The following is a 25,536-nucleotide window of genomic DNA, read 5'->3' on the forward strand; positions in this document are numbered from 1 at the left end:
ATGCGACGGGATGAGCGAGGACGAAGATGGACTGCGCCGGGAGGTTTTAGCGCACGCCGGTAGCCGCTGGTCCCTGGGTATCATCCATGCGCTTGGCGTGTATGGAACGCTGCGTCATGCCGAGGTCGCGCGACGGATGAAGGGAATCACCCAACGCATGCTTACGCGCACCCTCCGGCAATTGGAACGTGACGGGTTGATCAGCCGGCAGGATTTCCACGAAGTACCGCCACATGTGGAGTACAGCATCACAGCGCTGGGCAAGGACCTTCTTGTACTGATGATTCCCATGTGGACATGGGTAGTGGCTCATGCGGAGGAATTCCGCCAATGTCGGCAGAATTTTGATTCTTCAGACGGGAAATGAAGATATAGGCAAGCAGCGGCGCAGGCAGGTAGCTTCACCCACTGGGGGGATGCTCCAGCGCGTCATCACCGAGGTATCCGCGTCGGTCACATCCGACGCCAAGCGTTTGGCCTTGTGTGGGCTACAACATCGGGGCGTCACCGAAGGCGCCGCAAGACCGCATGTGGTCACGTCACCGAAGAGATGCGACAGCGATACGACCACGAACTGCCGGTGGTTCAACCGCCTCATAAGCTGCACGTGCTCGAGCGTGGAACCACTTAATTTTTCCGGAAATATGAAAAAGGCGCCGCAAGGGCGCCTAAGTCGTTGATGCAATTGGTGGGCCGTGAAGGATTCGAACCTTCGACCAAAAGATTAAAAGTCTTCTGCTCTACCGACTGAGCTAACGGCCCATTGCACTTCCCCGGCCTTTCGGCGGGGTGGGCATTCTACCCTACTTTGCCGGGCCGGGTGAAACCCCGATGTGTTGCGGGTGCCGGCCAGCGGCCGGCACTACCCGGCCAGGCGAGCCCGCTTAAACCTTCCGGGCCTCCTGCGCATCCCAGGTATGATCCCCGCTCGGAGCCACGGATGCGCCTGCCCTTCAGCCTGATTGCTGCCTTGCTGCTGCCGTGTTCGGTACTGGCCGCCCCGTCCCAGGTCGTCACCGATGATATCGGCCGCTTCTGGGCCACCTATGACGCGGTGCGCGCCGAGCCTGATGCTGAGCGTCAGGTGGCGCTGGTCCAGCAGCGCTACATCGATCCGGGCAGCCCTGGACTGCATGCGCTGATGCAGGTGCGCAACTACACCGCCCGCGAATACGCCGAGGCCATGAACGCGTGGCCGCGCTTCTGGACCTCGGTACGCCCGCTCACCGTCAACGCGCAGCAAGCCAGTGCCTCGCTGGAGCGCGATCTGGCCGCGTTCCGTGCGCTCTACCCTGCTCTGCGCCCGGCCACCATCACCTACGCGGTGGGCGTGCTGCGTACCGGTGGTACCACGCTGGGTGACAAGGTGCTGATCGGCGCGGAGATGGCGCTGGGCGATGAGCACGTGGACGTTAGCGAACTCCCGGCGAAGATGCGCGACCGCCTGCGGATCTTCTACGACAGCCGGCCGGGCGCGAACAACGCGCAGAACAACCTGCACGAGTACGTGCACACGCAGCAGCGTGAGACCACGGGTAGGCTGGCCCAGTACGCGGTGCGCGAGGGCGTGGCCGAGTATGTGGCGGAGCGCATCAGCGGGCGCCGGCCGGCACTACCCTTCTACGACTACGGCGCAACACACGAAGCGGACATCCGCACGCGCTTCATTGCTGAGATGGATGGGGAAAATCTCGACAACTGGCTGTACAACAGCGCCCGCAATCCGTTCGGGGTGAGTGATGTGGGCTACTACGCCGGCTACCGCATCGCGCAGGAGTACATGCGGCAGCAGGCCGATGAAAAGGCGGGCATCGCGCGGATGATCGAGCTGGATTACACCGATCCGATCGCGGTGCGGGCGTTTATCGAGGCGTCGGGGTGGTTGCAGCAGCGATAGCGCCGGGCCGTGCCCGCCGCTCAGTGCCAACCAGGGTTGGCACCCACCAGAGTCAGACCTGCCCGGTAGCGCCGGGCCGTGCCCGCCGCTCAGTGCCAACCAGGGTTGGCACCCACCATTGGGGCATCAGCCCCCATTACCTCAGGCGTACAGCGTGGGGTCCGGCACGCCGGCTTCGGTGAAGCCCTGCGCGCGCAGGCGGCAGGCGTCGCAGTGGCCGCAGGCGGCGCCGTTGGCGTCGGCGTTGTAGCAGGACACGGTCAGGCCGAAGTCCACGCCCAGGCGCACGCCTTCGCTGACGATCTGGCCCTTGCTGAGGAACTGCAGCGGTGCGTGCACTTTGATGCCCGCGCCTTCCACGCCGGACTTGGTGGCCAGGTTGGCCAGCGCCTGGAACGCGGCCACGAACTCGGGGCGGCAGTCCGGGTAGCCGGAGTAGTCCACGGCGTTGACGCCACAGAAGATGTCGTTGGCACCGAGCACTTCGGCCCAGCCCAGGGCCAGCGACAGCATGATGGTGTTGCGCGCCGGTACGTAGGTGACCGGGATGCCGGCACCGCCGGCTTCGGGCACGTCGATATCGTCGGTCAGCGCCGAGCCGCCGATGCTGCGCAGGTCCACGTCCACGGTCTTGTGCGCGATTACGCCCTGGGCCTTGGCCACGCGGGCGGCGGCGTCCAGTTCAGAGGTGTGGCGCTGGCCGTAACGCACGCTCAGGGCATGCACGGCAAAGCCCTGTTCCTGGGCCATGGCAATGACGGCGGCTGAATCCATGCCGCCGGAGAGAAGCACGACTGCCTTCTTCATGGGTCAATCTTCCGGTTTGGGGGAAAAGCCAGCACGCTGTCCCGCGCCGGAGCTACATCAGGGAACGCTGCGCGGGCTCATCGGCCCGGCTCGTCGTTCCACAGGATTTTATGCAACTGCATCTGGAACCGCACCGGCAGCCGGTCTTCCACGATCCAGTCGGCCAGCTGGCGCGCGGTGATCTCGCCTTTGCTGGGCGAGAAGAACACGGTGCAACGCTTCACCAGGTCGTGCTCGGCCAGCATGGTCTTGGCCCAGTCGTAGTCCTCGCGGCTGCAGATGACGAACTTGATCTGGTCGCGCGCGGTCAGCAGCGGCAGGTTTTCCAGGCGGTTGCGGGCGGCTTCGGCCGAACCGGGCGTCTTGATGTCGACCACGCGCGACACGCGGGGGTCCACCGCGCTGACGTCCAGTGCGCCGGAGGTTTCCAGCGAGACGTCCATGCCGGCATCGCACAGCTTCTGCAGCAGCACCAGGCAGCGCTTCTGCGCCAGCGGCTCGCCACCGGTCACGCAGACATGGCGCACGCCCTGGGCGAGCACCTCGGCCACGATGTCGTCGATGTCCCACCAAGTGCCACCATGGAAGGCGTAGGCGGTGTCGCAGTACTGGCAGCGCAGCGGGCAGCCGGTCAGGCGCACGAACACGGTCGGCCATCCGGCGGTATCGGCTTCGCCCTGCAGCGAGGTGAAGATCTCGGTGATCTTCAGGCGTGGCAGCGGCGACTGCACGATCTCGCTGGGTGTGGCGGCGGCGCTGGACGGGGTAACGGCGGTCATGGCGGGACTTCTTGGTGGGACACGTGGCGGATGGGCTACCGTGGCCGGTAACGAAAGCAGCCGAGCATGGCTCGGCTCTACAACAGCGGCCGGTCGGGCATGGCCCGGCGCTACCGGATCCGGACGGGTTTGCCGGTCCGGAAACGAAAGCAGCCGAGCATGGGCTCGGCTCTACAGGACACGTATTGTACGCCCGGTCAGCGGATCAGCGGATCAGCGGATCTGCTTGCCGAGGCGGATCGACTGCAGGCGGTCCTGCGCGGTGCGCGCGGCGTCCGAGCCGGGGTACTGCGCCACGACGGTCTCCAGCGTCTGCTGGGCCTGGTCGACCTTGCCCTCGCCGTACTGCGAGAGGCCGACCTTGAGCAGGCCGCCAGCGGCCTTGTCGTGGGTCGGATAGCGCGAGAGCAGTTCACGGAACTGGGTCTCGGCCATCGGGAAATTGCGGGTGGCGTAATAGCTCTCGCCCAGCCAGTACAGCGCGTTCGGCGCGTAGACACCGTTCGGGTACAGCTGCAGGAAGCTCAGGAACAGCTGCGCCGAATCATCGTACTTGCCGGCCTTCAACGAATCGAAGGCGACGTTGTAGGTGGTGCGCTCGTCGCCAGTGGCGGCAAGGCTGCCGGCATCACCATGGACGGAAGGCGGCCGCTCGGAAGTGGCCGCCGCTGCGGGTTTTGCCGGGGCCGGGGCGGCCTTCGGCGCGCTCGCCGGAACGGGCGGCAGGGCCGGGGCGGCATTGCCCCCTTCCAACCGGTTCAGGCGGCTGTCCAGATCCAGGTACTGGTCCTGGGCGGACTGCTTGAGCTGGGCGTTGTCGTGCTGCAACTGCTCGATCGAGGCCTGCAGGCTGGTCACCTGCTGCCGCAGCTGGTTGATCTGGTTCAACAGGTCCTGATTGGCACTGTTGTTGTACATCTGCTGCTCGATCGCGCCGACACGGTCGGCCAGACTCTGTCGCTGTGCATGCGCCGGTGCGGCAGCCACGAGGGCTGCCGCAACGACCAGCATCAATTTGATGCCAATGCGCATGGATTACTGCGCGGTGTAGACGATTTCGACGCGACGGTTCTGCGACCAGCAGGACTCGTTCGACTCGGTGCAGACCGGACGCTCTTCACCGTAGGACACGACGGTCAGCTGCGAAGCCGAGCCACCGTTGGCCTGCAGCGCCGAGTTGACGCCGTTGCCACGACGCTCGCCCAGGGCCTGGTTGTACGCGCGCGAACCGCGCTCGTCGGTGTGGCCCTGCAGGGTGATGCGCGAGGACGGACGGTCACGCAGGTACTTGGCGTGGCAAGCCATGATGGCCTGGAATTCCGGCTTCACGTCTTCCTTGTCCAGGTCGAAGTAGACAACGCGCTGACGCAGGCAGGCATCGGTGTCCAGGTCGCCCGGGCCGTACAGGCCGGAGGTGGACGGACCGGTCGGGGTGGTGGTCGAGGTGCCGGTGTCAACCGGAGCCTGCGGCTCTTCCTTGACCTTCTTCGAGCAACCGGCCAGGACGGCCACAGACAGCAGGGAAACAAGCAGAACGCGGGTGGACTTGTTCATGGCGATACCTTTGTGGCTCCTAGGCCGATGAGGGGATCAAGACAGCGAAAATATTAACACTCTTTTAGCGCTGGGTACGGTATGGGGACCATGCCGGTTCGCGCACATCTCCGTCGGCCAGAACCAACCGCTGGCGCACGCGCGCATCGGCCGAAACGGCGTACAGCACACCACGGCCACCCTCGCGGGCGGCGTACAACACCATGCTTGCGTTGGGCGCAAAGCTCGGAGACTCATCCAGCGAACCGGGGGACAGTGTGCTCCAGCGGGGCGAACCCAGCGAGCTGTCCATCATCGCGATCTTGTAGCTGTTGCCCGAGCCCTGGGCGACGGCGATCTTCTTTCCATCGTAGGACACCGAAGGCTTGGCGTTGTAGTTGCCCTGGAAGGTCACGCGCTCGGCGCTGCCGCCGCCCGCACCCACCTTGTAGACCTGCGGACGGCCACCGCGGTCGGAAGTGAAGTACACCGCGCTGCCGTCCGGCGCCCAGGTCGGCTCGGTGTCGATGGCGAAGTGGTTGGTCAGCTGGGCCAGCTGCTTGCTGCCCAGGTCCATCACGTAGATTTCCGGGTTGCCCGAACGCGACAGGGTCAGGGCCAGCTTGCGGCCATCCGGCGAGAACGCCGGGGCGCTGTTGATGCCACGGAAGCTGGTGACCAGCTCACGCGCGCCGGTGCCGATGTTCTGGATGTAGATGGCCGAGTTGCCACGTTCGAAGCTGACATAGGCCAGCTTGCTGCCATCCGGGCTCCACGACGGCGACAGCAGCGGCTCGGCCGAACGCACGATGGTCTGCGGATTGAAGCCGTCGGAGTCGGCCACCATCAGCGCATAGCGCATGGCATCGCCCTTGCCGCTGGCGGTCACGTAGGCGATGCGGGTCCAGAAGGCGCCGCGCACACCGGTGATCTTCTCGTAGATGGCATCGGCCATCTGGTGGGCGACGTCACGCATGGCATTGCCACGGGCGGTCATCGCCAGGCCCAGCAGGCGCTCGCCCTTGGGCACGTCGAACAGCTCGTACTCGACGCGGTAGGCGCCGGCACCGGCGTCGAGCACGCGGCCGACCACGATGTAGTTCTGCTTCAGCGCGCGCCAGGTGGCGAACTGGATGTCGCCGCCGCGCACCGGCTTCTCGACGATCTGCGCTTCCGGCAGCGTGCGGAACTGGCCCGAACGCTCAAGGTCGGCACGGACCACGCCGGCGACGTCGGTCTGCGGTGCGGCCGAAGACCCCTGGTAGGGCATCGGCACAACGGTGATCGGCAGCGCGGAGGCATTGCCGCCGATGATGTCGATATCCAGCCCCTTCTGCTGCGCAACGGCAGCAAAGGGCAGCAACAGGGCCGCAAACACGGCAAGCCAGCGAGGCATCTTTTTCATGGAGCGCTCAATAGGGGGAAACCGGAACGAGGGATAGCAAAGCGGAAGTGAACCGCTTCGCAATCATGAACCAAGGGTACGTGAATTCCGGGTCAGTTCCAGCCCGTTCTCTCACGCACCGTTAACGTCGTGGCTAACATCGCACCCACCGGCCTCGTCGACCCCGATCACGGCCCCCTCGAAAGGCGGCGTTCCCGGGCGACACCCAGCCTGCCCGGCTGAAACCGGGCCCGCCAGAGGCAAGCGCGACATCCGTGGGCGCAGGTGGCCCGATGGCCACCCTGCCCTGCCCGCCTCAGCGATCCTGGGCGGTAAAGGTGAAGTTGAGCGTGCGCGCGAACACAGACTCGAACCCGCGGTATGGCAGCGGCTGCGCGTTGAGCACCGCGGCCTCGATCGAGCGCTTGCCGGCCTCGTCGTACGGGCAGTTCGGGCTGACCTTGGCCTGCATCACCGTGCCACCCGGAATCTGGGTGATGGTGATGGTGCAGCGCTGGCCCAGCGGCACCGTATCCGGGCGCACCCACTGTGACAGCACCTTGGCCTGGATCGCGGCGGCGTACTTGGCAGAAAGGTCATCGCTGGTGCCACCACCACCGCCAGCCGGCTGTGCCGCACCACTGGCACCGGCGGCGGCGCTGCCGGCGGCGTTGCGCGCGGCGGCGACCTGGCGCAGCTTCTGCTCGGCCAGCTTGGCTTCCTTCTCGGCCTGCTCGCGGCGGGCGCGGATCTCGGCGATCTTCTTCTGCTTCTCGGCCTCGGCCTTGTCAGCGGCCACGCGCTCCTGCTCGGCCTGCTTCTTCTTTTCGTCCGCTTCCTGCTGCTTGGCCAGGCGCAGCTTCTGCTCCGCTTCTTCCTGGCGCTTGCGTTCGGTCAGGTCGATCTGCTCCTGGCGGCGCTTGGCTTCCTGTTCCTGCTTGGCCTTCTCCTGCGAGATGGCCAGTGCGCTCACCGCTTCCTGATCCTTGGTGTCCGGCTGCGCGACACGCTCCTGCGCCTGCTGCTGCTGAGGCGTGGGGGCGTCCTGCGGGCGCGGCTCGGGAATTGGCTGCGGCGGCGGAATGGTGTCTTCCGGCACCGGGATCGGCTCAGCGACCGGCGGTGGCAGGTCTTCCAGCTTCTCCGACTGGCGCAGGGCCTGGCGCGCGGCAGCGGCCTCGGACGAGGACAGCGCCAAGCTGGCCTCGACCGACGGATCGCCGGCGGCGGCATCGGTGTTGCGCTGGGGCGACCACAGCCAGGCGCCGATGAAGATCAGCGCGACCAGCAGGTGCACCAGCACGGCCAGGGCCAGGGGCAGGCCCCAGCCGGGTTCGCGCTGATGCGGGGGTGGCAGGGCGTCAGCGTGCATCGGTGGCCAGGCCTACCTTGTCTACCTTGGCGCGCTTGATCACATCCATCGCGGCAATGACTTTTTCATAGGCCACGGCACGGTCGGCGGCGACGATCACGCGCACGCCCTTGTCCTGGGCAGCGATGCCGGCCAGGCGGCCTTCCAGTTCCTCGGCCGACACGGCGGTCGGCTCCTTGGCGTCAGGCAGCTTCAGGCTGAGCTGACCGTCCTGGCGCACCGAGACGATCACCGGGTCCTGCTTGCTCTCCAGCGCCTTGGCGTTGGAGTTGGGCAGGTCGACATCAAAACTCAGGGTGAGCAGCGGCGCGGTGACCATGAAGATGATCAGCAGCACCAGCATGACGTCGATGTAGGGAACGACGTTGATTTCCGATTTCAGCTTGCGGCGCTTGCGGCGACCGATGGCAGCGGACATGGCATGGACTCCCGGGTCAGGCGCTTACTCGTCGCCAGCGCTCTGGCGCTGCAGGATCGAGCTGAACTCGTCGGCGAAGGTCTCGAAACGCACCGACATGCGCTCCACGCGGGTGGTGAAGCGGTTGTAGGCCCACACCGCCGGAATCGCCACGAACAGGCCGATGGCGGTGGCGAACAGCGCCTCGGAAATACCCGGGGCAACCGCGGCGATACCCGCCTGTGCACCGCTGCTGATCATGTCGTGCATGGTCACCATGATGCCGAACACGGTGCCGACCAGGCCCACGTAGGGGGCGGTCGAGCCGATGTTGGCCAGCAGTTCCAGGTTGCGTTCGAGCTGGTCGACTTCGCGCGTGTAGGTGGTGCGCATGGCACGCTGCGCGCCTTCCAGCTGCGCACGGCCGTCCAGCCGGCGCTTGTCGCGCAGGCGGCTGTATTCGCGGAAACCGGCTTCGAAAATCGCCTCCAGGCCTCCGACATTGCGGCTGCGGTCGGTGGCCGAGCTGTACAGCTTGCCCAGGTCGGCGCCGGACCAGAAGCGGTTCTCGAACTCGTCGGCTTCGCGCGTGGCCTGCTTGAAGATGCGGGCCTTGCGGAAAATGATCACCCAGCTGACGAACGAGCCGACCAGCAGCGCCAGCACGATGATCTTCACCGGCAGGCTGGCCTTGGCCATCAGTTCGAGGTAGTTGATGCCGCCGCCGGTGGTGGCCTGGGCAAGGGTCTGGGTCGCGGCATTGCTGACGTCAGCCGGCAAAGCCTCGGTGACCGTGGCCTGCAGGGCCAGGAGCGTTGCGATCATCCGTTGTTCCTCAATGTTCGGATTCGGGGTGGAGGTGGGGTTTCAGCACGGCAAGGACGGTTTCGTCCATGCCACGCGGGCGAAAACTGGCCGCTTCCAGTGCGGCGATGCGGACCTGGGCCGACAGCAGCAGCTCGCCGTCGCGCAGGATCTGCTGGTCGAAGGCCATGCTGGCCTTCTTCAGCTGGACCAGCGTTGCGCTCACCTGCAGGGTGTCATCCAGCCGTGCCGGCTTGATGAAATCCATCTGCATCGAACGCACCGCGAAGACCATCCCGTGCTCGGCACGCATGCGCTCCTGGCCATAGCCCAGCGCACGCATCCATTCGGTCCGGGCCCGTTCCATGAAGGCCACGTAGCGGGCGTGGTAGACCACGCCACCTGCGTCGGTATCTTCCCAGTAAATGCGTGTCGGCCAACTGAATCGGGGCTCAACCGACATCGGGAACCTCGGCGAACAGGTCCTGCGGCGGGTTCTTCGGCTTCAGGCCCATGTGCCGGTAGGCCTTGTGGGTGGCCATGCGGCCACGCGCGGTGCGCACCAGGAAACCCTGCTGGATCAGGTACGGCTCGACCACGTCTTCCAGCGTGCCGCGCTCTTCAGACAGCGCCGCAGCAAGCGATTCGATGCCGACCGGGCCGCCGTCGAAGTAATCCACCATGGTCTTGAGCAGTCGCCGATCGAGCTCGTCGAAGCCTTCCGGGTCGACCTTGAGCATCTTCATCGCAGCCTGAGCCACGGCTTCGTCGATGTGGCCGCCGGCCTTCACCTGCGCATAGTCGCGCACGCGGCGCAGGAGGCGGTTGGCGATACGCGGGGTGCCGCGCGCGCGGCGCGCGATCTCGCCAGCGCCATCGGCGGTGCAGTCGATGGCCAGGATCGCTGCCGAGCGGCGCACGATGCGGGTCAGCTCTTCAACGCTGTAGAACTCCAGGCGCTGGACGATGCCGAAGCGGTCGCGCAGCGGCGCGGTCAGCAGACCGGCACGGGTGGTGGCACCGATCAGGGTGAACGGCGGCAGGTCGATCTTGATCGAGCGGGCGGCGGGACCCTCGCCGATCATGATGTCGATCTGGAAGTCTTCCATCGCCGGGTACAGCACTTCCTCGACCACTGGCGACAGGCGATGGATTTCGTCGATGAACAGCACATCGTGCGGCTGGAGGTTGGTCAGCAGTGCGGCCAGATCGCCGGCCTTTTCGATCACCGGGCCAGAGGTGACCCGCAGGGCCACGCCCAGTTCGTTGGCGATGACATGGCTGAGCGTGGTCTTGCCCAGGCCGGGTGGGCCGAAGATCAGGACGTGGTCCAGCGCGTCGCCACGACCCTTGGCGGCCTGGATGTAGATCTCCATCTGCTCGCGCACCGGCACCTGGCCGAGATAGTCGGCAAGTCGCTTGGGTCGGATGCTGGCGTCGGCGGCGTCATCCTCGCGGGTGGCGCCGGCGGCGATGATGCGGTCGTCGGTCATGTGCTGATTATGCGGTAAAAGCGGGGAGATTCGGCCGGGCTGCGCCCGGCACCCGCAGAAGCAACTGCAACTTCAACTGCCGGAGCGACAGCAGAAGCAGGTTTCCTGATGGATGGCGGGGTGGGTCCGGTTGCGGGGGACGCCGTAAACCCATCCATGGGGGCTTGGCCGCGGCATCCATGCCGCGGACACCCCCGCAACCGGACCCACCCCGCCTTCGACAGATCTCCGCGATCTGCCGGAATGGCATGGCCTGCTATTGGTGGGTGTCTACCTTGGTCGACACGGTAGATCCACGCCATGGGTGGATGGAACTGAGGAGCAGAGTGGGCTCGGCTTCTGGCGCGCGGCGCCTCCGCAGGTGGAGCCCCCTTGTTGTTCAAGGGGGCGAGCCGACAGGCGGGGGGATAAGGTGGAATACGGGCGGGGCCCACGATTTGCACAGCAAATCGTGGGACGTAGCGCAGGTGGAGATTAAATCTCCACCTGCGCTCCGAGCTCCACCAGGCGGTTGCCCGGAATCCGGAAGAACCCAGTCGCCGGGGCGGCGTTGCGATGCATCAGCGCGAACAGCTTGTCGCGCCAGATCGGCATGCCGCGGTTGGCGGTGGCGACGATGGTTTCGCGGCTGGCGAAGAAGGTGGTGTCCATCGGGTCGAAGTAGATGCCGCCGTGGTCGCACGAACGCATCAGCGCCAATGGTACGTCCGGAGTCTCCATGAAGCCGAAGCGCACGTAGACCCGGTAGAACTCATCGCCCACCGATTCGATCTTGAGGCGTTGCCCTTCCGCCGCGTACGGCACCGGCAAGGTCACCACATGCAGGAACACGTTGCGCTCGTGCAGCACCTTGTTGTGCTTGAGGTTGTGCATCAGCGCATGCGGGGCCACGGTCGGGTCGGCGGTGAGGAACACCGCGGTGCCGGGTACGCGCACCGGCGGCGCCAGCATCAGGCCTGGCAGGAAGGTGTCGATGCGGATGCCGTCCTTGCGGATCTCGTCGCGCAGCAGTTCGCGGCCACGGCGCCAGGTGCGCATCATGGTGAACAGGAAGATGCCCAGCACCACCGGGAACCAGGCGCCCTGCAGCAGCTTGGCGCCGTTGGCGATGACGAAGCCGAGGTCGATGATGAAGAACACCACGCACAGCGGCAGGATCCAGTTGCGTGCCTTGGGCCACAGCGAACGTGCGACCAGGGCCAGCAGCAGGGTATCGATCAGCATGGTGGCCGACACCGAGATGCCGTAGGCCACGGCCAGGTTGGACGAGCTGCGGAAGGCCAGCACCAGGCCGATCACCATCACTGCGATACCCCAGTTGATGCCCGGGATGTAGATCTGGCCGATGGTGTCGTGCGAGGTGTGCTTGATGCGCATGCGCGGGATGTAGCCCAGCTGCATGGCCTGGCGCGAGACCGAGAACGCGCCGGTGATCACCGACTGCGAGGCAATCACCGCTGCCATCGTGGCCAGGATGATCATCGGGTACAGCGCCCACGACGGCACCGCTTCGAAGAACGGGTTCTTTACCGCCTCGGGGTGGTTGAGCACCAGCGCGCCCTGCCCCAGGTAGTTCAGCACAAGGCACGGCAGCACGAAGAAGTACCAGGCGTGGCGGATCGGCTTGGCACCGAAGTGGCCCATGTCGGCGTACAGCGCCTCGCCACCGGTCACTGCCAGCACCACCGCGCCCAGGATGAAGATGCTGTGCCAGCCATGTTCCATGAAGAAACGGATTGCCCACCACGGGTTGAACGCCTTCAGCACTTCCGGCGCGTCGACGATGTTGTAGATGCCGATCGCCGCCAGCGAAATGAACCAGATCGAGGTGATCGGCCCGAACAGCTTGCCGATCTTCGCCGTACCGAAGCGCTGTACCGCGAACACGGCCAGCAGCACCACCACGGTGATCGGCACGATGAAGGCATGCAGCCCCGGCGCAGCGACCTCCAGGCCTTCGACCGCACCCAGCACCGATATCGCCGGCGTGATCACGCCATCGCCGAAGAACAGCGAGGCACCGAAGATGCCGAGGATGCCGACCACATAGGCCGAACGCGACCCGTTGCGCAGCGTGCGCTGGGTCAGCGCCATCAGCGCCATGATGCCGCCTTCGCCGTCATTGTCGGCGCGCATGATGATGGTCACGTACTTCAGGGTGACCACGATGTTCAGCGCCCAGAACGCCAGCGACAGCACGCCCAGCACGGTGTCATGGTCGCTGTTGAGCCCGTAGTGCGGCGAGAACGCCTCCTTCAGGGTGTACAGCGGGCTGGTGCCGATATCGCCGAAGACCACGCCGATCGCACCGATGATCAGCGCCAGGCCTCCGGCTGGAGGGGCGTGACCGTGGCCGCCGGGGGCGGCTGCGTGCGGGGTTTGACTGCTGGACATGGGACTCCTGGCGAAGCTCAGGCGGTTCGTTGAGGGAAGGAAAGCGGGTCAGCGCAACGCCGACTGCAGCGCCTTGCGGATCACGGTGGCCACTTCGTCACCTTCATTGAAGGCATCGCGGGCCATCCGCGCCGCTTCAGCCGGCTTGTAGCCCAGCTGCTGCAGGGCCACGGTGGCATCGGACAGCGGATCGGCCGGGGCCGGACCACTGCCGGTCGGCAGCGCGCCACCGGCACCGAACTGCGCCGCGCGGTCGCGCAGTTCCAGCACCATGCGCTCGGCGGTCTTCTTGCCGATGCCGGGGATGCGGGTCAGCGCCGTGATGTCGCCGGCCTGGACCATGCGGGCGAATTCTTCGACGGTGACGCCGGACAGTACGGCCAGCGCGATCTTCGCGCCGATGCCGCTGACCTTCTGCACGTCGCGGAACAGCCTGCGCTCGCCCTCGCGCAGGAAGCCGTACAGCGAGACGCTGTCTTCCTTCTGCGAGTAATGGGTGTACAGGGTGACCTCGCGGCCGAGTTCGGGCAGGTCGTAGAAGGTGCTCATCGGCGCCTCCAGCTCGTAGCCCACTCCGTTCACGTCCACCACCAGCCACGGCGGCGCCTTGTAGGCGACGATGCCGCGCAGTCGACCGATCATTGCGTGCAGCTCCTCATTTGCGGCCCCACGCCTGGCGGGCACTGAGCCCCAGGCGGTTGGCCGTTGCCCTTACGTGGGCATGGGTGATGGCCACCGCCAACGCGTCGGCCGCGTCGGCCTGCAGCTTGGTTTTCAGGTTGAGCATGAGCCCGACCATGTGTTGAACCTGTTGCTTTTCGGCGCCGCCACGGCCAACCACTGCCAGCTTGATCTCGCTGGCGGCATATTCGTGCACCGGCAGGTCGCGCAGCACCACGGCCGAAATCGCCGCGCCACGGGCCTGGCCCAGCTTCAGCGCCGAATCGGGGTTGCGTGCCATGAACACGCGTTCGATGGCCACTTCCTGCGGTTCGTACTCACGGCAGAGGTCGGCCAGGCCCAGTACCAGCAGCTTCATCCGCTGCGGGAAGTCATCAGCACCCAACAGCACCAGCGGTTGGTGATGCACATGGCTCACCCGGCCGGTGGCATCGACATCGATGATGCCGACCCCGGTCCGCTGCGAACCCGGGTCGATGCCAAGAATGCGGGTCATGCGGCACACACGCGGCTGCCGAAGGTCCGGGACGGACGCTGGCAGCGGCAATGGCAGGAAACGGCTGGGGTCATCATGGTGCGCATTGTCCGCTCACCGGCCGCCAAAGGCGACCGGTGATGCGTCCGTCAGGCGTACGCGTCCGCGCCGAGATCGGCGTTGGAGTACACATCCTGCACGTCGTCGAGGTCTTCCAGCATGTCCAGCAGCTTCTTGACCTGCAGGACGGTGTCGCCTTCGACCTTGATGTCGTTGTCGGCACGGAAGGTCAGTTCCGCATGATCCGGCGTGCGCCCGGCCGCTTCCATCGCCTCCTTGACCGCGTGGTAGCTGTCGGCGGCGGTGAGCACGTCGATCGCGCCATCTTCGGGATAGACCACGATGTCGTCCGCACCGGCCTCGATGGCCGCTTCGGAAATGGCGTCCTCATCGGCACCTGCGGCGAAATGCAGCACGCCCACGCGCTTGAACATGAAGCTCACCGAGCCTTCGGTGCCCATGTTGCCGCCGCACTTGCTGAACGCATGGCGGACATCGGCCACAGTGCGCACGCGGTTGTCGGTCAGGCAGTCGACGATGACCGCCACGCCACCCGGGGCATAGCCCTCGTAGCGGATTTCCTCGTACTCGACGCCTTCCAGCTCGCCGGTGGCCTTCTTGATGGCCCGCTCGATCACATCCTTGGACATGTTCGCGGTCAGGCCCTTGTCCATCGCCACGCGCAGCCGCGGGTTGTTGTTGGGGTCGCCTCCACCGCCCCGCGCGGCAACGCCGATCTCACGGATGATCTTGGTGAAAATCTTGCCGCGCTTCGCGTCAGACGCGTTTTTGCGGTTTTCGATGGAGGGGCCTCTACCCATGGGTCTTTCCGTACGTGCGTTGATGGATAAGGCCGCGGATTCTACCTGATCGGGCCCGTTGACCGTGTCGAGGCCGGCCAGATGCCGCCGGGCATGGCCCGGCGAAGAGCGTGCGAACCGACGGCTCGCCCCCACCGATGGAGGTCGTTCGCACCCACCGACTTACGCGGCGGCGGCGTCGCGACCGTGCTGGAACTGGCCGTGACGGAGGAAATGCGCGGTCTGCCGGGCCGCATCCGGCGACACCACCAGGCCGCTGTGGCTGGTACGCACCACGCAATGGTCGGCCAGCCCCGGCAGCCGGGTCTCGGCCAGCGCCACGGTACCGTCGGAGGCATCGTCAATGGCGCCGAGCAGGCTGCCCAGCCCGTGCGGGACCGAACCGGCGATCAGGCCGACCTCGGCTTTACCCTGCCAGTCCGGCAGGCCGTCCAGCAGCAGATCGCTGCTGCGGCCCAGGGCCAAGCCCCAGCCATGTTCGGACAACGAGCGCGCCGTGCCGCTGCCGCGCAGCGGCGACCCCAGGCAGACCACGCGCTGCACCGGCAACTGCGGATTGCGACGCAATGCCTCCAGCGCCAGCAGTCCGCCCAGGCTATGGCCCACCAGCGACAGCGGGCCGGCATCGGCCAGCCGCTCCAGCAACTGCGGCACGGCCACATCCGGGCCGCCGAACACCGAGGAGTAACCAAACGCATGCACCTGGAAGCCACGCGCACGCAGGCGCCAGGCCAGCGGCCCGACCCAGGCGCGGGCATTCCAGATGCCATGCAGCAGTAATACGGGGGGAGTCATGCAAACAGCCTGGCGGTCAGCGGGGCAGGAACGTACGGTGATTGGACACGCGCGCGCAGCAAGCGGCGGTGAACGTCAGGCCTCGCGCGGTGCGCGGCGCAGGATGAATTCAAGATCGTTCGTGTCGCCAACCGGGAACAGGTACTCGCCGACCTTCTCGAAACCATAACGGGCGTAGAAGCGCTGTGCACCGAAGTTTTCCGACCACACGCCCAGCCACAACGTACGCGGGCCCTCCTGTTCCAGCCAGGCCAGTGCGGTTTCCAGCAGCCGGCTGCCCCAGCCGCAGCTCTGCTGAGTCTTGATCAGGTACAGGCGCTTGAGTTCGCCGTCACCAGGTTTCACCTCGGGATGCGGCAGGCCACAGGGGCCGGCGGCGGCATGGCCGACCGCCTCCCCATCCAGTTCCAGCAGCCACACCGCGTAATCGGGGTGGGCCAGGATCGTGCGCTGGCGCTCGACCGTATAGGACTCCTCCAGGAACGCCTGCAGGTCCTGTGGCGGATAAAGATGTCCGAAGGTTTCGGTGAACGTGCGGGCGGCCAGCGCCGACAGGGTCGGCGCGTCGTCCACGGTAGCGCGGCGGATCGAATACATGGGTCGAGTTGACGTCAGGACAACGGTTCGGGTCAAGCCCGTTCTGCCGGTGCCTTCTCGTCTTCTTCCTCTTCCTCTTCGTATTCCTCGTCGTCCTCTTCTTCCTCGCCGTCTTCCTCTTCTTCGCCCTCCTCGTCCTCGTCGTACTCTTCCTCTTCGTCGTCCTCGTAATCCTCGACGCCGAAGTCCTCACCATCCCAACGGCCTTCGCCGTCGGCGACGAAGGTCAGGGCCATCGCCGCCGGGTTGGTACCGACACGGACCAGCCAACCACCGAACACACGTGCACGCTCGGTGACCAGGGTGGCCTCGGAGCCCTCATTGCCCAGCTTTTCCCACTCCAGCGAAAACGCAAACTCGGTCATTGCCTGGATCTCCTGATCAGTTGGTCTTGGGGCGAACCTGGATGTGTACTTCGGCCAGCTGCACGTCGACGATCGGCGACGGCGCGTCGGTCATCAGATCCTGTGCACCGGTGGTCTTGGGGAACGGGATGACGTCGCGGATCGACTCGGTGCCAGCCATCAGCGCAGCAATGCGATCGATGCCGAAGGCGATGCCACCGTGTGGCGGCGCGCCAAAGTTCAGCGCGTCGAGCAGGAAGCCGAACTTGGCGCGGGCCTCTTCGGCGCCGATGCCCAGCAGTTCAAACACCGCGCTCTGCATGTCCGGACGGTGGATACGGATCGAGCCGCCGCCGATTTCATTGCCGTTGAGCACCATATCGTAGCCGCGCGAAACGGCGGTACGGGCATTGGCACGCAGGTCGGCGATGTCGTCCACCGCCGGTGCGGTGAAGGGGTGATGCAGGGCGACGTAGCGCTGCGCTTCGTCGTCCCATTCGAACATCGGGAAGTCGGTCACCCACAGCGGGGCCCAGCCATCGGCGACCAGGCCGAAGTCCTTGCCGGCCTTCAGGCGCAGCGCGCCCATGAAGTCGGAGACCTTGTTGTAGCCGCCGGCACCGAAGAACACGATGTCGCCGTTGCCGGCACCGACGTGCGCGACCAGGGCGGCGAAGGATTCCTCGCTGAAGAACTTCTGGATCGGCGAGCTGACTTCGCCGTTGTCGGCGATCTTGATGTAGGCCAGGCCCTTGGCGCCGTACTTGGCGGCATGCGCGGCATACTCGTCGATCTGCTTGCGGCTGAGCGACGCACCGCCCGGAATGCGCAGCGCGGCCACGCGGCCGTCGGCATCGTTGGCCGGGCCGGTGAACACCGGGAACTCACTGTTCCTGACCAGCTCGGCCACGTCCACCAGCTCCAGCGCGATGCGCAGGTCCGGCTTGTCCGAACCGTAGCGACGCATCGCCTCGGCCCAGGTCATGCGCGGGAAGCTTGCATCCAGTTCGACGTTGACCACTTCCTTGAAGATGGCGCGGATCATGTCCTCGACGAAATCCTGCACGTCACGCTCGCGGACGAAGGCGAACTCCATGTCCAGCTGGGTGAACTCCAGCTGGCGGTCGGCACGCAGCGCTTCGTCGCGGAAGCAGCGCGCGATCTGGTAGTAGCGGTCGAAGCCGGCCACCATCAGGATCTGCTTGAACAGCTGCGGGCTCTGCGGCAGGGCGTAGAACTCGCCCGGGTGCATGCGCGCCGGCACCAGGAAGTCACGCGCGCCTTCCGGGGTGGCCTTGGTCAGGATCGGGGTCTCGATGTCCTGGAAGCCCTTCTCATCCAGGTGGCGGCGCAGGGCCTGCACCAGCTTGATGCGGGTGCGCTGCATGCGCTGCATTTCCGGACGGCGCAGGTCCAGGTAACGGTACTTCAGGCGGGTTTCTTCGCCCGGGTTCTCGTGGGCGTGGAACGGCAGCGGCGCGGCCTTGTTCAGCACGGTGATGGCAGTGGCGATCACTTCCACCTTGCCGGTACGCATCTTGTCGTTGACCGCGTGGCGGGCGCGCACGACGCCTTCCACCTGCAGCACGTCCTCGTAGCCCAGCGACGCGGCCACGGCGAACACTTCGGCGTTGTCGACCTCCACCGTCACCTGCACGATGCCTTCATGATCTCGAAGATCGATGAAGCAGACGCCGCCCTGGTTACGGGCCACGTCGGTCCAGCCGGCGAGGGTGACAGTCTGGCCAATCAGGGTCTCATCGACCAGGCCGCAGAAGTGGGTACGCATGGGGGAAGCTCCGCTGGAGAACGCCGGCGCCCGATGGAGGCCGGAAAGCCTCGTATTCTGCGGCCGAGGCCCCGGCCGGGGCAAATCCTGCCAGTCACACCGGCTTGATCGCCCCTCTCCCTATAGTCGGGCACCTGCCACCGTATGGGATGCCGCCATGAAACCGCTGTCCCTGGCCAGCCTGGCCGTGAGCCTCACCCTGGGTGCACTGGGCACCCTTGCCCTGCCCGCCCCTTCCGCGCATGCGCAGAGCGGCGTGGTCCGCTGCGAAAGCCAAAACAACCGCGAACGGGTCTGCAACACCGGTTGGCGCGGAGCGCAGCTGGTCCGCCAGCTGTCCGGCTCGGACTGTGATGAAGGACGAACCTGGGGCAGCCGTAACGGCAGCATCTGGGTCACCAACGGCTGCCGCGCCGAATTCGTCGAGGCCCGCGGCGGCTGGGGCGGCGGCAACGGCGGTGGCTGGGGGGGCGGCAACGGCCGCCCGGGCGAAACGATCCGCTGCGAAAGCCAGAACAACCGCGAGCGCAGCTGCCAGGTCGGCTGGCGCAATGCCCGCATGGTCCGCCAACTGTCCGGCAGCCCCTGCGATGAAGGCCGCACCTGGGGCGTGCGCAATGGCGCGATCTGGGTCAGCGGCGGCTGCCGTGCGGAGTTCGCCGAGGCCCGCGGCTGGGGCGGCGGTGGCGGCGGCTGGGGTGGCGGCGGTGATCGCAACTACTCGGTCACCTGCAGCAGCAACAACAACCGCTCGCAGACCTGCGACTGGGATGAGCGCCAGGGCCGGCCGGTGCTGCAGCAGCAACTGTCCGGCAGCGCCTGCCAGGAAGGCCGCAGCTGGGGTTACTCGCGTGGCCAGGTGTGGGTAAGCAACGGTTGCCGGGCCCGATTCGGCACGCGTTGAGTGCAGGGTCGGATCCCTGGCCGACGGCCAGGGCGCTGACCCTTGGGTTCAGCATCGGGGTCGGGGCCCTCCGCAGGAGGGATCCGACCCCTGGGTCACGGCGCGGGTGCCTTCTCGTCGCCCCACGGCGCTGGCGGCAGGTCCACTGGCTTGCTCAGATCGAACTGAACGCGGAAGCGACGGCCGTCGGGTCGGGTCAGTTCGTAGACGAAGGTCTGGTCGGGATCGATCTCCATCGCCCAGGTGTTGTGGGTCGACGCCAGCATGTCGGCGCGGCGGAACATGGCCACCGAATCCGTATCGGCCGGGAACTGCTGGCGCTCGGCGGTCCCCGGCGGCGTGCTGTCGCCGCCATACAGCGTGATCGCATCAGGGCTGCCGTCTGCATGACGATGATCGTGCTTCAGGCGCAGGCCGGTCGCGGTACGGGTCAGCACCCAGGTACGCGAGTGGTCATCGCCGACATGGAACGGGATACGCAGCTCATGCGCCGGGTCGGCACAACCACGAACGTGCATGACCAGGCGCTGGCCAGCGAACGGGTCCTTGCCAGTGGGTGCCGGGGTGTCCTCCACCACCTTGCCCGCGTAGGCCTGGCCGCAATGTGCGGCCACGGCGGCCATGAAGGCGTCGGCTGGTGCGGTCGCCAGATCATGGGCGACCGTGTCGGAGCGCTGCGTACACGCAGCGAGGCTGAGCAGGAGGGCGGATGCGGTGACGGCGGCGGGCAGTTTCATGCCCCAACCCTAACGGCCATGGCCGGTGGGCGCAAACCGCGCACGCTCCCCGATCAACGTTCAGCCGTCTGCGCCACCGGCAGCGTTTCGGTGGCGGCCACCGGTGCCGCCTCGCCCTCGCCCGCCGGCTCCTGTTCAACCGGATCGACATCGAACGGGCTGCGGAACACCAGCGACGGCAGCAGCGTGGTCAGTGCCGCATACAGCAGCAGCGCACCGAACAACACCGCCGGAATCTGGAAACGCTCGCGCATGATCGCCGCCAGCACCAGGGTGAAGATCAACGTCGGGGCCAGCGCCAGCGAAACCCGCAGGCTGCTGCGGAAGCTTTCGCCGAACATCACCCGGCGCTGCAGCCAGACCACGCCGATGCGCAACGGCAGCACCACCAGGGTGATCACGATACCCAGCCCCAGTGCCTCGAAGCTCAGCGCTTCGCTGGGCACCTTGGTGCCGGCATTGAAGAAGTAGAACGGCACGAAGAACGAGGCGAACAGGCGCAGCGCGTGCAGGTTCTCGTGCGAGGCCAGCAGCGGCATGCGCTGGTGCAGCAGGCGCGCGACCAGGCCGGCGATGAACGCGCCGACCAGGTAGTACACGCCCAGCAGGTAGGTGATATAGGCCGCGACCATACCCACCATCACCAGCAGCGAGAACTCCGAGCCCGGCGCGTGCGGTGCCACCCAGCGCCCCAACGCAATGAACAGCAGCGGCAGGCCGATCATCATCGCCAGCAGGGCCAGGCTGGACAGCGCCATATGCCCCGGATCGCCGGCCTGCAGCACGATGAACAACGCCGCCAGTGCCAGCAGTTCACCGGCAATGGCCTTGCTGGTGACCCAGAACCGCTCGTCCTCGCTCAGGCCCAGCCGCGACAGCGAATCCATGATGAAACCGGTGGAGGGGGTCAGCAGCGCCAGCGCCAGCAGGCCGGCGGCCTGCCACGGCAGCCCCGCGTAGCGCCAGGCCAGCCAGCCCACCCCGAACAGGGTCGCACTGCGGATCACCAGGTGCGCCAGCAACGGCCACATGCCGCGGCGCAGTGCCTGCAGGTCCACTTCCAGGCCAGCAAACAGGAACAACGAGGAAATGCCCAGCGTGGCCAGCAGGCCGATCACTGCGTCGTGCGCCTGGTCGCCCAGCCAGAGCATGCCGATGATGCCGAACAGCAGGCAGGTCAGCGGCGCCGGCAGGCTGAAACGCTGCAGCGCGCGCGGGATCACCAGCAACGCGAAGATCAGCAGCAGGTAGATCAGCTCATGGCTCATGGGGGACATCCATGTAGTTCGAAGGCGCGCAGGATGCGCGCGCCCGACCGATCCGGCAAGCGACTTTTGAATGACCCCGGTTACCTCAACCGATCAGGCGATCGGCGATCCGCCCCACCTGCGCCAGCACAGTGGCACGTTGTTCATAACTGATCGCACCCGCCTGCAGATAGGCGGTCAGCACCCACGGTGCGCCGCCGGCTACCGGCCACAGCACGGCGATATCGTTGCGCGCGTCTTCGCCATTGCTGCCGGTCTTGTCGCCGACCCGCCAGCGCTTGCCCAGGCCCGCGCGCAGGCAGGCATCACCGGTTTCGTTGTCGATCAGCCAGTCGGCCAACTGCTGCCGCGAGGCCGGTTGCAGCACTTCGCCCAGCACCACCCGTTGCAGGGTCGCGGCCATCGCGGCGGGCGTGGTGGTATCGCGCGGGTCACCCTTGGCAAAGCTGTTCAGCTCAGGCTCGAGCCGGTCGCTGCGGCTGAGCGCATCGCCACTGGCGCGCAGGAAGGCGGTCACCGCGGGCGGGCCACCGACCACGCCGAACAGCAGATTGGCGGCGGTGTTGTCGCTGGTGATCAGCGTCGCCCGGCACAGGTCACGCACGGTCATGTCCTTGCCGGCGTGGCGACGGGTGACCGGCGCATGCGAGAGCAGGTCGGCATCGCGCACCGGGACGCGCGCGTCCAGCAGCGCGGGAGTGCGCTCAGCCTGGCTGAGTACGGTGGCGGCCAGCACGCTTTTGAAAGTGCTGCACATCGGGAAACGCTCGTCCTGGCGATGGCCGATGCGGCGGCCGCTGGTGGTATCGAGCAAGGTTACGCCAAGGCGTCCCGCACAGGCCTTTTCCAGCGTCGCGAAGTCGGTGGCCGCGGTGATCGCAGCTTCGGCCGGCGCGTTGGCGGTGGTCTTGCCCGTCGCGCGTGCCAGCAACGGAAGAGCAAGCGAGGAAGCCACGACGGCACCACTGAACTGGAGGAATCGGCGACGGGCGAGCATGCGGGGTTCTCCTGGGGGACCGTTCGATTATTGAAGCCTCGCACGCAGGCGACCAGCGCGAAAAATCAGCGGGAGACATTAGCGCAGTTCATGACTGTCGCAATCAACCCATTAATTTTCCTGAAATCTTTGTCGAGCAGGTAGGATCAGCCATCACCCTGACTCACGACTCCCTTGATGCTGCACCCAACCCTGCCGCTGAACGCCCTGCGTGCCTTCGAGGCGGCCGCACGCCACCAGAACTTCACCCGCGCCGCGCTGGAACTGTGCGTCAGCCAGGCCGCACTCAGCCACCAGATCCGCGGGCTGGAAGACCGCCTCGGCATCCGCCTGTTCCATCGCCTGCCGCGTGGCGTGGCGCTCACCGACGAGGGCGCGGCGCTGTATCCGGTGCTCAATGAATCGTTCGAGCGCATCTCGGCCAGCATCGCGCGCTACACCGGCGGCCCGGCGCGCGAGGTGCTGACCCTGGGCGTGGTCGGTACCTTCGCTACCGGCTGGCTGCTGCCACGGTTGGCCGCATTCGAGGCCGCGCATCCGGATATCGAGCTGCGCCTGCAGACCCACAACAACCGCATCGACCTGGCCGGCGAAGGCCTGGATCTGGCGATCCGTTTCGGCAACGGCGACTGGCAGGGCCAGGCCTGCACGGCGATCCTCGATGCGCCGTTCGCACCGCTGTGCGCGCCGGCATTGGCGCGGCGGCTGAAGCAGCCACGCGACCTGGGCACGCTGCCGCTGCTGCGCTCCTACCGCAGCGACGAATGGCCGCGTTGGCTGCAGGCCGCCGGGATCAGTGGCCTGGAAGCACGCGGGCCGGTATTCGATTCGTCGTTGACCGTTGCCATGGCCGCGATCGGTGGCGCCGGCGTGGCACTGCTGCCGTTGCGCATGTTCGAGCAGGAACTGGCTGAAGGCCGGTTGCTGCAGCCATTCGGCACCACGCTGGATCTTGGCCGCTACTGGCTGACCCGGCTGCGCTCACGTACCGAACGCGAGCCAGCGAAGCGGTTCCGCGAATGGCTGCAGGCGCAAGGCACATAACAAAAAGGGGACGGAGGGGATTAAGTCGTTTGTGACACAAACGACTTAATCCCCTCCGTCCCCTTTTCTGCGTGATCAGGACTCCAGAAGCTCCATCCACGCCGCTTCGGCCTTCTCCAGCTGCGCGGCGGTGGTTTCGCGGTCGCGGCCGATCACCGCCATGCGGGTGGCATCGGCGTAGTTGGCCGGGTCAGCCAGCTGGCGGTCCAGCTCGGCCAGGGCGCCTTCCAGCTCGGCCACCTTGGATTCGGCCGCGGCCAGCTTGTGCGGATTCACCGGCTTCTTCTGCACCACCTGCGCCACCGGCGCGGTCTTGACCACCACCGGCTCTTCCACCTGCTCCATGCGCGCCTTGGTGCCCTGCGCCTGCGGACGAGTGCGCAGCCATGCGGCGTAGGCGTCAAGGTCGCCGTCGAACGGCTCGACCACGCCATCGGCCACGCGCCAGTAGGTATCGCAGACCAGGCCGATCAGATGGCGGTCATGCGAGACCATCACGATCGCGCCTTCGAAGGTGGCCAGTGCCTCAGCCAGCGCCTCGCGCATTTCCAGGTCAAGATGGTTGGTCGGTTCGTCCAGCAGCAGCACGTTCGGCTGCTGCCAGGCGATCAGCGCCAGCGCCAGGCGCGCGCGCTCGCCGCCGGAGAAACCATCGACCGGCTCGAACGCACGGTCGCCCGGGAAGTTCCACTTGCCGAGGAAATCGCGGAACGACTGGTTCGGTGCGTCCGGGGCGATCTCGCGGAAATGCTCCATCGGCGACTGGCCTTCGTGCAGCGACTCCACCGTGTGCTGGGCGAAGTAGCCGATTTTCAGGTCAGGGTGCGCCATGCGCTCGCCGACGATTGGTGCCAGCTCGCCCACCAGGGTCTTCACCAGGGTGGTCTTACCGGCGCCGTTCGGGCCGAGCAGGCCGATGCGCTGGCCCGCTTCCAGGCCGAAGCCGACGTTGTGCAGGATCACCGCGTCCTTGCCGTAGCCAGCCTCGACGTGGTTCAGGCGGATCAGCGAGAACGGCAGCTTGGCCGGCGGCGCGAACTCGATGCGGAACTCGCGTTCGGCGCGTACCGCCTCGGTGCCAGCCAGCTTGGCCAGGCGCTTCATGCGGCTCTGCGCCTGCGCGGCCTTGCTGGCCTGCGCCTTGAAGCGGTCAATGAAGCTCTGCAGATGGGCGCGCTCGGCCTGTTCCTTGTCGTGCGCGATCTGCTGCTGGCGCAGCTGTTCGGCGCGCTGGCGCTCGAAGTCGGTGTAGCCGCCCGGGTAGAGCTTGGCGCCACCACCGTGCAGGTGCAGGGTGTGGGTGGCCACGTTGTCGAGGAACTCGCGGTCATGCGAGATCAGCAGCAGCGTGCCCGGGTACTTCAGCAGCCACTGTTCCAGCCAGTACACCGCGTCCAGATCCAGGTGGTTGGTCGGTTCGTCCAGCAGCAGCAGGTCGCTGGGCATCATCAGCGCGCGGGCCAGGTTCAGGCGCACGCGCCAGCCGCCGGAGAACGAGGACACCGCGCGGTGATGGGTCTCGGCCGGGAAACCGAGGCCGTGCAGCAGCTTGCCGGCGCGCGCTTCGGCGTCGTAGGCATTGAGCTCGGCCATTCTGGTGTGTGCCTCGGCCACGGCCTCCCAGTCCTCGCGGGCGGTGGCATCGGCCTCGGCGGCCAGCACGGCAGCCACTTCGGTATCACCGCCCAGCACGAAGCTCAGCGCCGGGTCCGGCAGCGATGGGGTTTCCTGGGCAACGCTGGCGATGCGCACCTTGCCGGGCAGATCGACGTCGCCCTTGTCCGCCTCCAGCTCACCCTTCACTGCCGCGAACAGGCTGGACTTGCCGGCACCGTTGCGGCCGACCACACCCACCCGGTAACCGGCATGCAGGGTCAGGTCGACATTGGACAACAGCAGCCGCTCGCCGCGGCGCAAGGCGAAATTACGAAGGGAGATCATCGGGGGAGGGGTCCATATAACCGAATGGAATGTGCTGGTGAGCACTGTTCCTGCGACGCAATTCTAACGTTAACGAATACTTGACGGGCCCCGGGATGCGCAGCGGCCGACGTTCCTCTCTCCCACGTTCTCGCCGCGCGCCTCCCGGGTCCCCTCCCCCGTCAGTGCCGATCCGGGCTAAATGGTTGCTGCTGCAACGTTTTTTCTGATGACCGGCATTTGA

General features: G+C 66.5%; 26 protein-coding genes and 1 tRNA gene. 4 read left to right on the forward strand and 23 right to left on the reverse strand.

Features of this window, described 5'->3' with window-relative positions; genetic code table 11:
• Positions 1–10: 10 nt before the first annotated feature.
• The gene (locus AC13GA_RS18410; RefSeq protein ID WP_227416532.1) at positions 11–367 is read left to right on the forward strand and encodes a winged helix-turn-helix transcriptional regulator; all 357 of its coding nucleotides are present in this window, start codon (positions 11–13) and stop codon (positions 365–367) included.
• Positions 368–686: 319 nt separating this feature from the next.
• On the opposite strand, the gene AC13GA_RS18415 is transcribed toward AC13GA_RS18410, so the two are convergent.
• A tRNA-Lys gene (locus AC13GA_RS18415) sits at positions 687–762 on the reverse strand.
• A gap of 178 nt (positions 763–940) precedes the next feature.
• On the opposite strand from AC13GA_RS18415, the gene AC13GA_RS18420 reads away from it, so the two are divergent.
• A complete protein-coding gene (locus AC13GA_RS18420; RefSeq protein ID WP_482998724.1) occupies positions 941–1,897 on the forward strand; it encodes a DUF2268 domain-containing putative Zn-dependent protease in 957 nt (318 codons plus the stop codon).
• A gap of 141 nt (positions 1,898–2,038) precedes the next feature.
• Here the strand turns inward: AC13GA_RS18420 and queC are convergent, their stop codons facing one another.
• The 18 genes from queC to aspS form a co-directional block, all read right to left on the reverse strand.
• On the reverse strand, positions 2,039–2,704 hold the full coding sequence (gene queC, locus AC13GA_RS18425; protein ID WP_253078807.1) for a 7-cyano-7-deazaguanine synthase QueC: 666 nt from the start codon (positions 2,702–2,704) through the stop codon (positions 2,039–2,041).
• 77 nt (positions 2,705–2,781) lie between these two features.
• On the reverse strand, positions 2,782–3,483 hold the full coding sequence (queE, locus tag AC13GA_RS18430) for a 7-carboxy-7-deazaguanine synthase QueE (RefSeq protein WP_046983218.1): 702 nt from the start codon (positions 3,481–3,483) through the stop codon (positions 2,782–2,784).
• Positions 3,484–3,696: 213 nt separating this feature from the next.
• Positions 3,697–4,515 (reverse strand): tol-pal system protein YbgF, encoded by an 819-nt coding sequence (ybgF, locus tag AC13GA_RS18435; RefSeq protein ID WP_046983217.1) that lies wholly within the window; start codon positions 4,513–4,515, stop codon positions 3,697–3,699.
• 3 nt (positions 4,516–4,518) lie between these two features.
• Entirely contained in the window at positions 4,519–5,037 is a 519-nt protein-coding gene (pal, locus tag AC13GA_RS18440; RefSeq protein WP_006386160.1) for a peptidoglycan-associated lipoprotein Pal, read from the reverse strand.
• 64 nt (positions 5,038–5,101) lie between these two features.
• The gene (gene tolB, locus AC13GA_RS18445; protein WP_006386162.1) at positions 5,102–6,421 is read right to left on the reverse strand and encodes a Tol-Pal system beta propeller repeat protein TolB; all 1,320 of its coding nucleotides are present in this window, start codon (positions 6,419–6,421) and stop codon (positions 5,102–5,104) included.
• A gap of 295 nt (positions 6,422–6,716) precedes the next feature.
• The gene (gene tolA, locus AC13GA_RS18450; protein WP_253078805.1) at positions 6,717–7,772 is read right to left on the reverse strand and encodes a cell envelope integrity protein TolA; all 1,056 of its coding nucleotides are present in this window, start codon (positions 7,770–7,772) and stop codon (positions 6,717–6,719) included.
• Complete coding sequence (gene tolR, locus AC13GA_RS18455) at positions 7,762–8,190, reverse strand: protein TolR (protein ID WP_006386166.1); 429 nt, start codon at positions 8,188–8,190, stop codon at positions 7,762–7,764. The genes tolA and tolR overlap by 11 nt, the downstream gene beginning before the upstream one ends.
• Before the next feature lie 24 nt (positions 8,191–8,214).
• Positions 8,215–8,994, reverse strand: coding sequence for a protein TolQ (tolQ, locus tag AC13GA_RS18460; RefSeq protein WP_046983215.1), 780 nt, complete (start codon positions 8,992–8,994; stop codon positions 8,215–8,217).
• A gap of 10 nt (positions 8,995–9,004) precedes the next feature.
• Entirely contained in the window at positions 9,005–9,436 is a 432-nt protein-coding gene (ybgC, locus tag AC13GA_RS18465) for a tol-pal system-associated acyl-CoA thioesterase (protein WP_253078804.1), read from the reverse strand.
• Positions 9,426–10,466, reverse strand: a complete 1,041-nt coding sequence (ruvB, locus tag AC13GA_RS18470; RefSeq protein ID WP_046983214.1) for a Holliday junction branch migration DNA helicase RuvB — start codon at positions 10,464–10,466, stop codon at positions 9,426–9,428. The genes ybgC and ruvB overlap by 11 nt, the downstream gene beginning before the upstream one ends.
• Positions 10,467–10,940: 474 nt before the next feature.
• Entirely contained in the window at positions 10,941–12,860 is a 1,920-nt protein-coding gene (locus AC13GA_RS18475) for a potassium transporter Kup (RefSeq protein WP_482998725.1), read from the reverse strand.
• A gap of 48 nt (positions 12,861–12,908) precedes the next feature.
• On the reverse strand, positions 12,909–13,502 hold the full coding sequence (gene ruvA, locus AC13GA_RS18480) for a Holliday junction branch migration protein RuvA (protein ID WP_005410756.1): 594 nt from the start codon (positions 13,500–13,502) through the stop codon (positions 12,909–12,911).
• 13 nt (positions 13,503–13,515) lie between these two features.
• Positions 13,516–14,037, reverse strand: coding sequence for a crossover junction endodeoxyribonuclease RuvC (ruvC, locus tag AC13GA_RS18485; RefSeq protein ID WP_006386268.1), 522 nt, complete (start codon positions 14,035–14,037; stop codon positions 13,516–13,518).
• Between the two features lie 128 nt (positions 14,038–14,165).
• Positions 14,166–14,897 (reverse strand): YebC/PmpR family DNA-binding transcriptional regulator, encoded by a 732-nt coding sequence (locus AC13GA_RS18490; RefSeq protein WP_006386270.1) that lies wholly within the window; start codon positions 14,895–14,897, stop codon positions 14,166–14,168.
• A 162-nt stretch (positions 14,898–15,059) separates the two neighbouring features.
• The gene (locus AC13GA_RS18495; RefSeq protein ID WP_012511900.1) at positions 15,060–15,692 is read right to left on the reverse strand and encodes an esterase/lipase family protein; all 633 of its coding nucleotides are present in this window, start codon (positions 15,690–15,692) and stop codon (positions 15,060–15,062) included.
• Between the two features lie 75 nt (positions 15,693–15,767).
• The gene (locus AC13GA_RS18500; protein WP_136639860.1) at positions 15,768–16,289 is read right to left on the reverse strand and encodes a GNAT family N-acetyltransferase; all 522 of its coding nucleotides are present in this window, start codon (positions 16,287–16,289) and stop codon (positions 15,768–15,770) included.
• Positions 16,290–16,321: 32 nt separating this feature from the next.
• The gene (locus tag AC13GA_RS18505; protein ID WP_253078802.1) at positions 16,322–16,654 is read right to left on the reverse strand and encodes a DNA primase; all 333 of its coding nucleotides are present in this window, start codon (positions 16,652–16,654) and stop codon (positions 16,322–16,324) included.
• A gap of 16 nt (positions 16,655–16,670) precedes the next feature.
• On the reverse strand, positions 16,671–18,422 hold the full coding sequence (gene aspS, locus AC13GA_RS18510; protein WP_308518171.1) for an aspartate--tRNA ligase: 1,752 nt from the start codon (positions 18,420–18,422) through the stop codon (positions 16,671–16,673).
• A gap of 157 nt (positions 18,423–18,579) precedes the next feature.
• Between aspS and AC13GA_RS18515 the strand changes: the two genes are divergently transcribed.
• Positions 18,580–19,326, forward strand: a complete 747-nt coding sequence (locus tag AC13GA_RS18515; RefSeq protein WP_253078800.1) for a DUF3011 domain-containing protein — start codon at positions 18,580–18,582, stop codon at positions 19,324–19,326.
• Between the two features lie 95 nt (positions 19,327–19,421).
• Here AC13GA_RS18515 and AC13GA_RS18520 read toward each other — a convergent pair whose 3' ends face one another.
• The 3 genes from AC13GA_RS18520 to blaL2 all read right to left on the reverse strand — a co-directional run bounded on the left by AC13GA_RS18520 (position 19,422) and on the right by blaL2 (position 22,328).
• Positions 19,422–20,063 (reverse strand): hypothetical protein, encoded by a 642-nt coding sequence (locus AC13GA_RS18520; RefSeq protein ID WP_482998726.1) that lies wholly within the window; start codon positions 20,061–20,063, stop codon positions 19,422–19,424.
• Positions 20,064–20,116: 53 nt separating this feature from the next.
• A complete protein-coding gene (locus AC13GA_RS18525; protein WP_482998727.1) occupies positions 20,117–21,331 on the reverse strand; it encodes a cation:proton antiporter in 1,215 nt (404 codons plus the stop codon).
• A gap of 85 nt (positions 21,332–21,416) precedes the next feature.
• A complete protein-coding gene (gene blaL2, locus AC13GA_RS18530) occupies positions 21,417–22,328 on the reverse strand; it encodes a L2 family extended-spectrum class A beta-lactamase (RefSeq protein WP_482998728.1) in 912 nt (303 codons plus the stop codon).
• A gap of 177 nt (positions 22,329–22,505) precedes the next feature.
• On the opposite strand from blaL2, the gene ampR reads away from it, so the two are divergent.
• On the forward strand, positions 22,506–23,372 hold the full coding sequence (gene ampR / locus AC13GA_RS18535; protein ID WP_295380451.1) for a LysR family transcriptional regulator AmpR: 867 nt from the start codon (positions 22,506–22,508) through the stop codon (positions 23,370–23,372).
• A gap of 75 nt (positions 23,373–23,447) precedes the next feature.
• Here ampR and AC13GA_RS18540 read toward each other — a convergent pair whose 3' ends face one another.
• Positions 23,448–25,313 carry an ATP-binding cassette domain-containing protein gene (locus AC13GA_RS18540; RefSeq protein ID WP_046987513.1) on the reverse strand — a complete coding sequence of 622 codons (1,866 nt, stop codon included), beginning with the start codon at positions 25,311–25,313 and terminating at the stop codon, positions 23,448–23,450.
• Positions 25,314–25,536: the final 223 nt, after the last annotated feature.

Source organism: Stenotrophomonas sp. 22DLJC03 (assembly GCF_056861405.1).

Excerpts from the sequence above, each read along its gene's own strand:
- AC13GA_RS18495 (WP_012511900.1), bottom strand. The coding sequence starts at position 15,692 with ATGACTCCCCCCGTATTACTGCTGCATGGCATCTGGAATGCCCGCGCC.
- AC13GA_RS18525 (WP_482998727.1), bottom strand. The coding sequence starts at position 21,331 with ATGAGCCATGAGCTGATCTACCTGCTGCTGATCTTCGCGTTGCTGGTG.
- queE (WP_046983218.1), bottom strand. The coding sequence starts at position 3,483 with ATGACCGCCGTTACCCCGTCCAGCGCCGCCGCCACACCCAGCGAGATC.
- tolQ (WP_046983215.1), bottom strand. The coding sequence starts at position 8,994 with ATGATCGCAACGCTCCTGGCCCTGCAGGCCACGGTCACCGAGGCTTTG.
- pal (WP_006386160.1), bottom strand. The coding sequence starts at position 5,037 with ATGAACAAGTCCACCCGCGTTCTGCTTGTTTCCCTGCTGTCTGTGGCC.
- tolA (WP_253078805.1), bottom strand. The coding sequence starts at position 7,772 with ATGCACGCTGACGCCCTGCCACCCCCGCATCAGCGCGAACCCGGCTGG.
- ybgF (WP_046983217.1), bottom strand. The coding sequence starts at position 4,515 with ATGCGCATTGGCATCAAATTGATGCTGGTCGTTGCGGCAGCCCTCGTG.
- AC13GA_RS18420 (WP_482998724.1), top strand. The coding sequence starts at position 941 with ATGCGCCTGCCCTTCAGCCTGATTGCTGCCTTGCTGCTGCCGTGTTCG.
- AC13GA_RS18490 (WP_006386270.1), bottom strand. The coding sequence starts at position 14,897 with ATGGGTAGAGGCCCCTCCATCGAAAACCGCAAAAACGCGTCTGACGCG.
- ybgC (WP_253078804.1), bottom strand. The coding sequence starts at position 9,436 with ATGTCGGTTGAGCCCCGATTCAGTTGGCCGACACGCATTTACTGGGAA.
- AC13GA_RS18500 (WP_136639860.1), bottom strand. The coding sequence starts at position 16,289 with ATGTATTCGATCCGCCGCGCTACCGTGGACGACGCGCCGACCCTGTCG.
- AC13GA_RS18540 (WP_046987513.1), bottom strand. The coding sequence starts at position 25,313 with ATGATCTCCCTTCGTAATTTCGCCTTGCGCCGCGGCGAGCGGCTGCTG.
- ruvA (WP_005410756.1), bottom strand. The coding sequence starts at position 13,502 with ATGATCGGTCGACTGCGCGGCATCGTCGCCTACAAGGCGCCGCCGTGG.
- AC13GA_RS18515 (WP_253078800.1), top strand. The coding sequence starts at position 18,580 with ATGAAACCGCTGTCCCTGGCCAGCCTGGCCGTGAGCCTCACCCTGGGT.
- ruvB (WP_046983214.1), bottom strand. The coding sequence starts at position 10,466 with ATGACCGACGACCGCATCATCGCCGCCGGCGCCACCCGCGAGGATGAC.
- ruvC (WP_006386268.1), bottom strand. The coding sequence starts at position 14,037 with ATGACCCGCATTCTTGGCATCGACCCGGGTTCGCAGCGGACCGGGGTC.
- aspS (WP_308518171.1), bottom strand. The coding sequence starts at position 18,422 with ATGCGTACCCACTTCTGCGGCCTGGTCGATGAGACCCTGATTGGCCAG.
- tolR (WP_006386166.1), bottom strand. The coding sequence starts at position 8,190 with ATGTCCGCTGCCATCGGTCGCCGCAAGCGCCGCAAGCTGAAATCGGAA.
- queC (WP_253078807.1), bottom strand. The coding sequence starts at position 2,704 with ATGAAGAAGGCAGTCGTGCTTCTCTCCGGCGGCATGGATTCAGCCGCC.
- AC13GA_RS18520 (WP_482998726.1), bottom strand. The coding sequence starts at position 20,063 with ATGAAACTGCCCGCCGCCGTCACCGCATCCGCCCTCCTGCTCAGCCTC.
- tolB (WP_006386162.1), bottom strand. The coding sequence starts at position 6,421 with ATGAAAAAGATGCCTCGCTGGCTTGCCGTGTTTGCGGCCCTGTTGCTG.
- ampR (WP_295380451.1), top strand. The coding sequence starts at position 22,506 with ATGCTGCACCCAACCCTGCCGCTGAACGCCCTGCGTGCCTTCGAGGCG.
- AC13GA_RS18505 (WP_253078802.1), bottom strand. The coding sequence starts at position 16,654 with ATGACCGAGTTTGCGTTTTCGCTGGAGTGGGAAAAGCTGGGCAATGAG.
- AC13GA_RS18410 (WP_227416532.1), top strand. The coding sequence starts at position 11 with ATGAGCGAGGACGAAGATGGACTGCGCCGGGAGGTTTTAGCGCACGCC.
- blaL2 (WP_482998728.1), bottom strand. The coding sequence starts at position 22,328 with ATGCTCGCCCGTCGCCGATTCCTCCAGTTCAGTGGTGCCGTCGTGGCT.
- AC13GA_RS18475 (WP_482998725.1), bottom strand. The coding sequence starts at position 12,860 with ATGTCCAGCAGTCAAACCCCGCACGCAGCCGCCCCCGGCGGCCACGGT.